The sequence below is a fragment of the Planomonospora algeriensis genome, from assembly GCF_977012225.1.
Genome location: NZ_CDRNDK010000201.1, coordinates 1 through 10884, shown reverse-complemented (window position 1 = coordinate 10884; position 10884 = coordinate 1). Strand labels below are relative to the sequence as shown.

Annotated in this window: 11 protein-coding genes and 1 pseudogene; 10 read left to right on the top strand and 2 right to left on the bottom strand. The window is 74.6% G+C overall.

Annotated features, from left to right (window positions below):
* Together ACWJ6R_RS20380 and ACWJ6R_RS20375 are read left to right on the top strand one after the other, a co-directional pair.
* Positions 1–1039 (top strand): annotated as a pseudogene (locus ACWJ6R_RS20380) (hypothetical protein); the annotation flags it as partial.
* Positions 1029–1262 carry a hypothetical protein gene (locus ACWJ6R_RS20375; RefSeq protein WP_449063757.1) on the top strand — a complete coding sequence of 78 codons (234 nt, stop codon included), beginning with the start codon at positions 1029–1031 and terminating at the stop codon, positions 1260–1262. The pseudogene ACWJ6R_RS20380 and the gene ACWJ6R_RS20375, both read left to right, overlap by 11 nt.
* A 65-nt stretch (positions 1263–1327) precedes the next feature.
* On the opposite strand, the gene ACWJ6R_RS20370 is transcribed toward ACWJ6R_RS20375, so the two are convergent.
* The gene (locus tag ACWJ6R_RS20370) at positions 1328–1723 is read right to left on the bottom strand and encodes a RidA family protein (protein ID WP_449063759.1); all 396 of its coding nucleotides are present in this window, start codon (positions 1721–1723) and stop codon (positions 1328–1330) included.
* A 146-nt stretch (positions 1724–1869) separates the two neighbouring features.
* Between ACWJ6R_RS20370 and ACWJ6R_RS20365 the strand changes: the two genes are divergently transcribed.
* Both ACWJ6R_RS20365 and ACWJ6R_RS20360 read left to right on the top strand, forming a co-directional pair.
* Positions 1870–2844 carry a helix-turn-helix transcriptional regulator gene (locus tag ACWJ6R_RS20365; RefSeq protein ID WP_449063756.1) on the top strand — a complete coding sequence of 325 codons (975 nt, stop codon included), beginning with the start codon at positions 1870–1872 and terminating at the stop codon, positions 2842–2844.
* A gap of 102 nt (positions 2845–2946) precedes the next feature.
* Positions 2947–3522, top strand: coding sequence for a CGNR zinc finger domain-containing protein (locus tag ACWJ6R_RS20360; protein ID WP_449063755.1), 576 nt, complete (start codon positions 2947–2949; stop codon positions 3520–3522).
* A 112-nt stretch (positions 3523–3634) separates the two neighbouring features.
* Here the strand turns inward: ACWJ6R_RS20360 and ACWJ6R_RS20355 are convergent, their stop codons facing one another.
* Positions 3635–4549 carry a LysR family transcriptional regulator gene (locus tag ACWJ6R_RS20355; protein WP_449063754.1) on the bottom strand — a complete coding sequence of 305 codons (915 nt, stop codon included), beginning with the start codon at positions 4547–4549 and terminating at the stop codon, positions 3635–3637.
* 78 nt (positions 4550–4627) lie between these two features.
* Between ACWJ6R_RS20355 and ACWJ6R_RS20350 the strand changes: the two genes are divergently transcribed.
* The 6 genes from ACWJ6R_RS20350 to ACWJ6R_RS20325 form a co-directional block, all read left to right on the top strand.
* Positions 4628–5308, top strand: a complete 681-nt coding sequence (locus ACWJ6R_RS20350; RefSeq protein WP_449063753.1) for a type 1 glutamine amidotransferase domain-containing protein — start codon at positions 4628–4630, stop codon at positions 5306–5308.
* Positions 5309–5400: 92 nt separating this feature from the next.
* The gene (locus ACWJ6R_RS20345) at positions 5401–5844 is read left to right on the top strand and encodes a VOC family protein (protein ID WP_449063752.1); all 444 of its coding nucleotides are present in this window, start codon (positions 5401–5403) and stop codon (positions 5842–5844) included.
* Positions 5845–5875: 31 nt separating this feature from the next.
* Entirely contained in the window at positions 5876–6958 is a 1083-nt protein-coding gene (locus ACWJ6R_RS20340; protein ID WP_449063751.1) for a pyridoxamine 5'-phosphate oxidase family protein, read from the top strand.
* A gap of 105 nt (positions 6959–7063) precedes the next feature.
* Positions 7064–7609: a (2Fe-2S)-binding protein gene (locus ACWJ6R_RS20335; RefSeq protein ID WP_449063750.1), complete on the top strand. Its 546-nt coding sequence runs from the start codon at positions 7064–7066 to the stop codon at positions 7607–7609.
* 35 nt (positions 7610–7644) lie between these two features.
* Positions 7645–10149 (top strand): xanthine dehydrogenase family protein molybdopterin-binding subunit, encoded by a 2505-nt coding sequence (locus ACWJ6R_RS20330; RefSeq protein ID WP_449063758.1) that lies wholly within the window; start codon positions 7645–7647, stop codon positions 10147–10149.
* Positions 10146–10884: FAD binding domain-containing protein (locus ACWJ6R_RS20325; RefSeq protein ID WP_449063749.1), on the top strand; the 739-nt coding region annotated here is incomplete at its 3' end. The genes ACWJ6R_RS20330 and ACWJ6R_RS20325, both read left to right, overlap by 4 nt.

Genomic DNA, 10884 nt, shown 5'->3' with positions numbered 1-10884 from the left:
CCCCGCGGAGGAGACCCGTGCACACGGGACCGCTCCGGCCGGGGCGCACCCGGCGGGAGCCGGCGTCACCGCGCCCTTCCACAGTCCCGCGCACGGCACCCCGGTGCCGGACGGCCCTCCGCAGGACACCCCGGCTCCGGACGGCCATCCGCACGACGCCCCGGCTCCGGCCTCTCCCGCGGCGGGTGACCCGTCGCGGAACGTCCCGCCCGCGGGCGCCGTACCGCACGGCGTCCCGGCACCGGGCCGGCCGGTCGGAGCCCCGCCGCACGGCCGTGCCCTCGTTCGACTCCTCCGGCCGCGCCCTTCGCCCCCCCACGGGCCCTACCGGCCGCTGGACCCCCGCAAGCGGCCGTCGCCGTACGGCCCCGCCCCCTTCGACCTCGCCGGGTACGGCCCGCCGAGGCGGCCGGCGCCCCGGCCGAAACCGCCCAGGGCGTTCGTCGGGGTCATCACGATGTTCCTGGCCGTGATCGTTGGAGGCATCATCATGGCGGTCCAGTCCGCTACCGGCTCGGTCAACATGACCTCCGTCGGCGCCGCCGCGCTCGTCACCATCGGCGCCGGGCTCATCGTCGCCGCCTGGTTCGGACGCGGCGCCGCCCTGGTCGCGGCGGGCACCGTCGTCGCGCTCTCCCTGGTGGTGGGGTCGGCGGTGAGCGACGTGCCGAAGAAGTTCGGCACCTACGACTGGGTCCCGGTCTCGGTCGCGCAGCTCTCCCGCACCTACGAGGTGGGCGTCGGGGAGGGCCGGCTGGACCTCAGCGAGCTGGTCTTCCCGCCGGGGTCGCGGACCGTCGTCGAGGCCACGGTGGCGGTCGGTGAGATCACCGTCATCCTCCCCCCGACGGTCAGGGCCGAGGTCGACGGGTACGCCAAGCTCGGCGACGTCAAGATCGACCATGTGGTGCAGGGCGGCGCCGACATCCACCACGAGAGGGTGCTGGAGCCCGAAGTGTCCCCGGAGGGCGAGGTGGCGACCGTCGTGCTGGAGATCAAGGCGGGCGTCGGAGACGTGGAGGTGCGCCGTGCGGCCTGAGACGCGATCCGGGCTCCGGCCGACCGGAACCGAGGCGGACCGCCCCAGCCGGTGGCACCGGACCGACTGGATGGCCCTGCTCAGCGGCCTGCTCTTCCTGACCGTCGGCATTCTCTACCTCAGCGTGCCGACGCTGCATCCGGGCGTCATGCTCCCGGTCGTCCTGGGCGGCCTGGCCTGCGCGGGGTTCGTCGCCGTCCTCGCCCGGGCGGTCCGGCGCTAGCCGCGGTGCCGGCCCCGTCCACTCGTGCCGCCTCCGGCAGCCCTGCCGAAGGCGGCGAGGCCGCGTCACGCGACGGCGGTCCCCTCGAGCTCGACCATCAGGTCGGGGATCGCCAGCCGTACCACTCCGAGCATCGTGGTGGACGGCGCCGCCCCGGCGGCGCCCAGCCGTGCCGCCAGCACGCCGTAGTGCTCGAAGAGCCGGTCGACGTCGGTGGTGTAGACGTTGAGCCGGACGAGGTCTGCGAGGGACATGCCGGCCTCGCCGAGCACGGCCTCCAGGTTGTCGAGGCTCAGTGCCAGCTGCGCCGCCATGTCACCGGCGTGCTGGGGCTTGCCGTCCCCGCTCATCGCGGTCTGCCCGGCGCAGTACAGGGTCCGGGTGTGCCCGGAGACGATCTCGCCCTGGTTGTAGCCCAGCTCCCCCGACCACGCCCACGGGTTGACCGCCGTTCGCTCCATCGTCACATCAGCTCCATTCGGTTCGTCGACATCACGTAGGTCCATCGGCGGTCCATCGGCTCGGAAGCCGCCGTCTTTTTCGTGACAGTGATCAGCCTCCCGACAAATCACGACATCTTGTGTCGTGATTTCTGTAGAGTCCTCGCATGCGCGCCGACCGGCTGGTCTCGCTGGTACTGCTGCTGCGACGGCACGGCCGGCTGTCCGCGGCCGCGCTGGCCCGCGAGCTGGAGGTGTCCACCCGCACCGTGCTGCGCGACATCGAGGCGCTGTCCGCGGCCGGCGTCCCGGTCTACGCCGAACGCGGCCGGCACGGCGGTTTCGCGTTGCTGCCCGGTTTCCGGACCGAGCTCACCGGGCTGAACCACGACGAGGCCCTCGCCCTGCTGGTCGCCGGATCGCGGCGCGGCGCGCAGGCGTTCGGTCTCGGCTCGGCGCTCGCCTCGGCGATGCTCAAAGTGGTGGACGCGCTGCCGGAGAGCTATCGGGACACCGCGGCCGGCGCGGCCGAGCGGTTGCTCATCGACCCGGAGACCGACCTGCTCTCGCGTCGGCTGGTCGACGAGGAGGTGCCTGACGCCGTAGTGGCCGCGGTCCTGCGCGCGGTGTTCGCCGGACGCAGGCTGCGCATCCACTACGCGGCCGCGGGCCAGGCCCCGGAGTGGCGCACGGTGGACCCGATCGGTCTGGTCACCGTACGCGACCGGGGCTACCTGCTGGCCACGAGGGCCGGCGCGGACCGCACCTACCGGCTGTCCCGGGTCGTGGCCGCCGAGGAGCTCGCCGAACCCGCGCAGCGGCCGGACCGGGTCGATCTGGACCGGGCCTGGCGGGAGCGCAGCACGCGGTTCCGGACCGGCGGCGACCAGGTCACCGTGCTGGTACGGGTGGACCCGACACGACGGGAGGAGCTGGTGGGCACCGCGCTGGCCGTCCGCACCGAAGAGGCCGACCCGGACGGCCGGCTGCGGCTGGAGGTGACCTTCCAAGATCCGCGGCACGCCGAATGGGCGCTGTGGCAGCTCACCACGGACGCGGAGGCCCTGGCCCCGCAATGGCTGCGCGACGCCCTGCACGACCGCGCCGCCGCGATCGCCGCCCGCTACGGAGCCTCGTCCTGAGAGCCGCCGCCCGCTACGGCCTCCGCCGCCTCCGCCGACCGGCATCGGCGCGGGCCGTACCGGAACGGCGGCCCTAACGGCTCCGCGCGTTAGAGTCGGGGCATGTTGGCTCTGGAGTTCGTCAGCACCGTCCGCGCGACGAGGAGCGGCCTGGTGGACGCGCTCTCGGACGTCGCGGGGATGACCGGGTGGGGCCGGGCGCACGCCGCGCAGCTGGGACTCGGCCCGGACTTCACCGCCACCGAGGAGCTCCGGCGCGAGGTGGTCGAGCTCCGGCAGGCCGCGCGCGCCCTGTTCGCCAGGGCCGTCGCGCCCGGCCCGCCGAGCGGTGCCGACGCCCACCGCCTGCCGGACTTCGCAGCCTCGCTCGGCCTGGTCAACGCCGCGGCACTGGCCGTGCCGCTCGCCGCCCGGCTGGAGTGGCCCGAGGACGGCGCCCCGTATGCGGTGAACGTCCCGGCGGGTGGGCCGGACGAGTCCTCCCGCGTCCGCGCAGCCCTCGCCTCGGCGGTGATCTCCCTGCTGGCCGGACCGGAGCGCGAGCGGCTCCGGACCTGCCCGGCCCCGCGCTGCGTGCTGTATTTCGTCAAGGAGCACGGCCGCCAGGAGTGGTGCTCGGTCGGCTGCGGCAACCGCGCCCGCGCCGCCCGCCACTACCGCCAGCACAAGGCCGGCTGACCACCGCGCGGGTGTCGGGCCGCTGCTCGCCACCGGGCCGTCGGCCGTCACGCGAACCCGGGACCGCTGATCGCCATGCGGGCGTACCGGGCCGGTCTCCGGACCGTGCGGGCTACCGCGCCGATCTGCCCCAGCGGAGCAGGTGGTCGCGGACGGCCGCCACCGCCCGCTGTGCCGCCGCCCCCTCCCTGACCGCGAGGAACAGCGTGTTGATCGGCGGCAGTTCGGGGTCGGCGAGCCGGACGAGCGTTCCCGCGGTCAGCTCGTCCTCGCACAGGTAACGGGGCAGCACCGACATCCCGGCACCCGCCACGACCGCGCCGAGCACCCCGCGCAGGTCCGGCATGACCAGGGCGGCGGACATCGCCGGCCGGGCCCCGAACACCGTCCGCCAGTAACGCCGGATGACCGGGAGATCCTCCGCGTAGGCGACCACCGGGACCCCGGCCAGCCGGAGCGCCTCCGGTGCCGCGTCCGGGCCGGGAAGTCCGGCTCGGGCCGCCCAGCGGGGAGCGGCCACCAGGACGAACTCCTCGTCCACGAGAGGTGTCGCCTGCACGCCGCGGCGGCGCGGGCGGACCGCGGAGACCACCAGGTCGAGTGTGCCGGTGGCGAGCCGGTCCAGCAGGTCGTCGGCGAGTCCCAGCTCGACGCGGAGCCGCAGCCCGCGCGCGACCAGGGGGGCGAGCACGTGCACGACCCGGGTGGAGACCAGCTCGGCCGGACCGCCCAGGTGCACCGCGCGGGCCGACGCCTCCGGGTCCAGGTCGGCGGCGACCGCCTCCGCCAGCGCGTCGAGGGGCGCCGCGAGCCGCCGGGCCAGCTCGTCGGCCGCGGGAGTGGGGGCGACCCCGCGCGGGAGGCGGTCGAACAGCCTGCGGTCCAGCGCCGCCTCCAGCGCCTTGACCTGCGCGCTCACCGCAGGCTGGGACAACCCGAGGGTGTGGGCGGCGGCGGTGACGGATCCGGTGCGGTGCACGGCGAGGAAGGTGCGGAGCAGGTCGAGCGATACGGTCACCCGCCGCATTCTGTCATCACGATTCTGATGGCATGACACGCCTCCGGCTATTTGTCATGATGGCACGTCAGCGGTGAAGCTCTTTCCATGACTTCTACGACAAAGCGCATCCTCACCGTCCTGACCAGCCACGACCGCCTCGGCGACACCGGCCGGGCCACCGGGTTCTACGTCCCGGAGGCCGCCCATCCGTGGGAGGTCTTCCGCAAGGCCGGGTTCGAGGTCCACCTGGCCAGCATCGCGGGCGGCGAGCCCCCGCAGGACGGCTACGACCCCGCCGACCCCGCGCAGCGGGAGTTCACCGAGGTCTTCGGCGAGGAACTGCGGAAGACCCCGCGGCTCGCGGACGTCGACCCGGCCGGATACGACGCGGTGTTCTTCGCGGGCGGCCACGGGACCATGTGGGACTTCCCCGGCGACGAGGACGTCGCCCGGGTGGCACGGGCGGTCTACGAGCGCGGCGGGGTGGTGGCCGCGGTCTGCCACGGCCCGTCCGCGCTGGTGGACGTCACGCTCTCGGACGGCTCCCACCTGGTCTCGGGCAGGCGGGTCGCCGCCTTCACCAATGCCGAGGAGGCCGCCCTCGGCCTCACCGAGGTGGTGCCGTTCCTGCTGGCCGACGCGCTGACCGAGCGCGGCGCCCTGCACTCGGCGGCCCCGGACTTCACCGAGCACGCGGTCCGCGACGGCCGGCTGGTGACCGGCCAGAACCCGGCGAGCTCCACCCGTGTCGCGGAGGAGGTCGTCGCGGCCCTCATCGGGAAGTGACGCACCCGTTGTTTTCTAACGCCCGCATCCGTTAGTCTGCCCTCAGAAATCTAACGGGTGTGACCGTTAGAAGAAACGATGGGAGCAGCACGATGACTCTCCGCACCGGCCACATCGGCCTCAACGTCACCGACCTCGACACCTCCCGCGACTTCTACCGGAAGGTCTTCGGCTTCGAGGTCGTCGGCGAGTCGCACGAGGAGGGCCGCCGCTACGCCTTCCTCGGCCGCGACGGCGCCCTGGTGCTGACCCTCTGGCAGCAGAGCGGGGGCCGCTTCGCCACCGGCCTGCCGGGCCTGCACCACCTGTCCTTCGAGGTGCCCGACCTCGAGGCGGTACGGCGGGCGGAGGCCGTCGTCCGTGAGCTCGGAGCCGTCCTCCACCACGACGGCGTCGTCCCGCACGGCGAGGGCGCGTCCTCCGGCGGCGTGTTCTTCGAGGACCCCGACGGGATCCGGCTGGAGATCTACGCCCCCGACGCCGCCGGCGACCTGCCCGCCCCCACTCCGGGAGCCCCCACCTGCGGCTTCTTCTGATCCGGTCCGTCACGCAGGCAGGAGGGGAACGATGAGGCACGAGGGGGAGGCCGCCGTGCAGCGGCGGTCCGGGGTTCGCCGCGAGGACTGGGGGTCGGCCCGCGCCCGGCCGGAGATCCCCGCCGCGGCGGGCGACTTCCTGCGCGCGCAGCGCATGATCGTCATCGGCGCCGCCGACTCCTCCGGCCGGGTCTGGGCGAGCCCGCTGACCGGACCGGCCGGGTTCGCCCGCCCCGGCCGGCGAGCGGACCGTCGTGGTCGGTGCGGCTGCCCGGCCGGCACCGACCCCGCTGGCCGCCCGTGTTCTGCGACGGTGCCGGCCGGGCGCCGTACGACGGTGCCCGCCGGCACCGGGACCGGGCAGGACACCGCCGACGGCACCGGGCAGGACGGGGACCACGGCGGCGGGCAGGAGATCGGCATGCTCGCCGTCGAACCGGCGACCCGGCGGCGGATGCGGGTCAACGGCCGGGCCCGCCGGGACGGCGACCGGCTGGTGGTCCGCACCGACCAGGTCTACGCCAACTGCCCCAAGTACATCCGCTCCCGGGAGATCACCGGCGAGCACCCGGGGACCGCGGTGCCCGGGGCGGCGTCCGGGGCGGCGTCCGGGGCGGCGTCCGGAGCGGCGTCCGGAGCGGCATCCGGAGCGGCATCCGTGGCGGGGACGCTCACCGGCGGCCTGCGGGAGTGGATCGAGCGGGCCGACACGTTCTTCGTGGCCACCCGGGTGGAGGGGCTGGGCGCCGACGTGTCCCACCGGGGCGGCGGCCCGGGGTTCGTCCGGGTCGAGGGCGACCGGAGAGTGGTCTGGCCGGAGTACGCGGGGAACCTGATGTACATGACGCTCGGCAACCTGGAGCTCGACGAGCGCTGCGGCCTGCTCTTCCTCGACTGGGAGACCGGCGACGCGCTGCACCTGACCGGCCGGGCCCGGGTCGACGAGGACCCGGGCGGCGTCCCCGGGGCGGAGCGGCTCGTCGCGTTCGACCTGGACGAGGCCGTCCAGGTCGGCGGGGCGGTCCCGTTCCGCTGGACGTCCGGGGAGCACTCCCGGCACAACCCGCCCGTCGCGGTGCCCCGCGGGACTCCCGAAGGACGGCGGGACTCCTGAAGGACATCTGTCGGCGGGTGGTTGACCCGGGACGGCAGAGGCGTACGTTCATGGTGAATCCGGCTCTCACTTCTCCTGCCCCCCGCGGGTGGACCTGGAGGACGTATGCCCAGAGTCACCGTCACCGTCGACGGAGTCGTCTACGAGGAGGAGGTCGAGCCGCGCCTCCTCCTCGTCCATTTCCTGCGGGACCGGCTCGGCCGGACCGGCACCCCCATCGGCTGCGACACGAGCAACTGCGGCTCCTGCACCGTGATGCTCGACGGCCGGAGCGCCAAGAGCTGCTCCGTGCTCGCCGTACAGGCCGACGGGAGCGACGTGGTCACCGTCGAGGGCCTCGCCTCCGGCGGCGAGCTGCACCCCATGCAGCGGGCCTTCCACGAGGAGCACGCCCTGCAGTGCGGCTACTGCACCCCCGGGATGATCATGGCCGCGATCGACCTGCTCCGGGACGACCCGGACCCGTCGGAGGAGGCCGTCCGCCAGGGGTTGGAGGGCAACCTGTGCCGGTGCACGGGCTACTGCGCCATCGTCCGCGCGGTACGGCGCGGCGCCCGCGCGATGTCCGGCGAACCGGCCGGCGAACCGGTCGGCACTCCGGTCGGCACTCCGGTCGGCACTCCGGCAGGCGAGGGGGTGGCGGCGCCGTGACCGAGCAGCTCGACGCGGGCCTCGTCGCCCGTCGGATCGCCGAGAGCGGCCAGGTCGGCGAGCCCCGGGACCCCGCCGGGGGCCGCGAGGTCGGCCGCGCCCGCAGACGCAGGGAGGACGCCCGGCTGATCACCGGGCGCACCCGCTGGACCGACAACATCCAGCTCCCCGGCATGCTGCACGTGGCGTTCCTGCGCAGCCCGATGGCGCACGCGCGCCTCACCCGGGTGGACGTCTCCGCCGCCCTCGCCATGCCCGGCGTGGTCGCCGCCTTCTCCGGCCGCGACTTCGACGGCGAGCAGGGCAGCCTGCCGTGCGCCTGGCCGGTCAGCGAGGACGTCGTCATCCCCGACCACCCGCCCATGGCGGTCGACCGGGTCCGCTACGTGGGCGAGGCCGTGGCCTGCGTGGTCGCCACCGACCGCTACAAGGCCGCCGACGCGCTGGAGGCGATCGAGGCCGACTACGAGCCGCTGGAGGCGGTGCTCGACATGACAGAGGCGCTCGCCGACGGCGCCCCGGCCGTGCACGAGGCCGGAAACCAGGCCTTCACCTGGAAGTTCTCCGGCGGCGACGCCGACGCGGCGTTCCGCGACGCCCCCGTGGTGATCGACCGGACCTACGTCCAGCAGCGGCTCATCCCCACCGCGATGGAGCCCCGCGCGGTGGTGGCCGCCCCCGAGGGCGAGGGCTTCACGCTCTACTCGGCGACCCAGATCCCGCACATCCTGCGCGTCATGCTCGCGCTGACCACCGGGATCCCCGAGCACCTGCTGCGCGTGGTCGCCCCGGACGTGGGCGGCGGCTTCGGCTCCAAGCTCCAGGTCACCGCCGAGGAGGTGCTGGGCCTGCTGCTCGCCCGCAGGCTCGGCAGGCCCGTCAAGTGGACCGAGTCCCGCTCCGAGGGCAACCTGACCGTGCACCACGGCCGCGACCAGATCCAGCGGATCTCGGTGGCCGCCGAGCGGGACGGGCGCATCCGGGGCGTGCGGGTGGACCTGCTCGCCGACATGGGCGCCTACCTGATGCTGGTCACGCCGGGCGTGCCGCTGCTCGGCGCGTTCATGTACAACGGCATCTACAAGATGGACGCCTACGACTTCACCTGCACGGGCGTCTTCACCACCAAGATGCCGACCGACGCCTACCGGGGCGCGGGCCGCCCCGAGGCGACGTTCGCGATCGAGCGCGCCGTCGACGAGCTCGCCGCCGAGCTGGGCCTGGACCCGATCGAGATACGGCGCCGCAACTGGATCTCCCGCGAGGAGTTCCCGTACACCACGGTCGCCGGGCTCACCTACGACTCCGGCGACTACGAGGCCGCCACCGAGCGGGCGCTGGCCCTGCTCGGCTACGACAAGCTCCGCGCCGAGCAGGCCGACCGGCGCGAGCGGCGCGACCCGGTCCAGCTCGGCATCGGCGTCTCGACGTACACCGAGATGTGCGGCCTGGCGCCGTCCCGGGTGCTCGGCTCGCTGAACTACGGGGCGGGCGGCTGGGAGCACGCCGCGGTCCGGCTGCTGCCCACCGGAAAGGTCGAGGTCGTCACCGGCACCTCCCCGCACGGCCAGGGGCACGAGACGTCGTGGAGCCAGATCGCGGCCGACGCGCTGGGCGTGCCGTTCGAGGACGTCTCCGTCCTGCACGGCGACACCGCGATCTCGCCCCGGGGCATGGACACCTACGGCTCACGCTCGCTGGTCGTCGGCGGCGTCGCCGTGCTGGCGGCCTGCGAGAAGGTCAAGGAGAAGGCGAGACGGCTCGCCGCGCACCTGCTGGAGGCGGCCGACGACGACATAGAGTTCGCCGACGGCACCTTCCGGGTGCGCGGCACCGGCCTCGGAGGAGCGGGCCGGACCGTCCAGGAGCTCGCGCTGGCCGCCTTCGCCGCGCACGACCTGCCGGACGGCTTCGAGCCCCGGCTGGACGCCGACGCCACCTTCGACCCGGAGAACTTCTCCTTCCCGCACGGCACCCACCTGTGCGCGGTGGAGGTCGACACCGAGACGGGGACCGTCGCGATCCGCTCCTACGTGGCGGTGGACGACGTGGGCCGCGTGGTGAACCCGCTGATCGTCGAGGGGCAGGTGCACGGCGGCATCGCGCAGGGCATCGGCCAGGCGCTCTTCGAGGAGGCGGTCTACGACCCCGAGGGCAACCTGCTCACCGCCACGATGGCCGACTACCTGATCCCGTCGGCGGCGGACCTGCCGGACTTCGTCACCGACCGGACCGAGACCCCGGCGACCAGCAACCCGCTCGGGGTGAAGGGGGTCGGCGAGGCGGGGACGATCGCCTCCACCCCCGCCGTGGTCAACGCGGTCGTCGACGCGCTCCGGCCGTACGGCGTGCACGACGTCCCGATGCCCTGCACGCCCGAGCGGGTCTGGCGCGTCCTGGCCCGCTCCGGCGCGTCCGCGGGCCGGGCCGAACCCACCGGCACCGGCCCCACCGGCACCGGGACCGCCGGCACCGGGACCGGAGCGGCGGACCTGGCCGGGTCCGCCCGGGACGACGAGAACGACGGAGGTGCGCAGTGATCCCCGCCCCGTTCGACTACGTCCGGCCCTCGTCCCTGGACGAGGCCTGCCGGATCCTCGGCGAGGCCGACCCGGGCGACGGCGACGTCAAGGCGCTGGCCGGCGGCCAGTCCCTGCTGCCGCTGCTGCGCCTGCGGCTCGCCTACCCGTCCGTGCTGGTGGACCTAGGGCGGCTGGAGGAGCTGCGCGGCGTGCGGGACCGGGACGACCACGTGTTCATCGGCGCGCTCACCACCCACGACGAGGTGCTGCGCTCCCCCGTGGTCCGCGAGCACGCCCCCCTGGTGGCGCTGGCCACCGCCACGGTCGCCGACCCCGCCGTACGGCACCGCGGCACCTTCGGCGGCTCCCTGGCCCACGCCGACCCGGCCGGGGACCTGCCCGCCGTCGCGCTCGCCCTCGACTGCGTGCTCGTCACCGCCTCCGGCACGGGCGGACGGGAGATCCCGGCGGCCGGGTTCTTCACCGGCTACCTGGAGACGGCGCTGGAGCCGGGCGAGGTGCTGGCCGGCGTCAAGGTGCCCAAGCTCGGCGACGGCTGGGGCTTCCACTACGAGAAGTTCCACCGGACCGCACAGGCCTGGGCGGTGGTCGGCGTGGCCGCCGCCGTACGGCTCGAGGCGGGGACCATCGCGCAGGCCCGGATCGGGCTGACCAACATGGGCCCGGCCCCGGTGCGGGCGCGGACCGTGGAGACGGCCCTGCGCGGCGTGGCCCCGCCGGCCGCGGGCACCG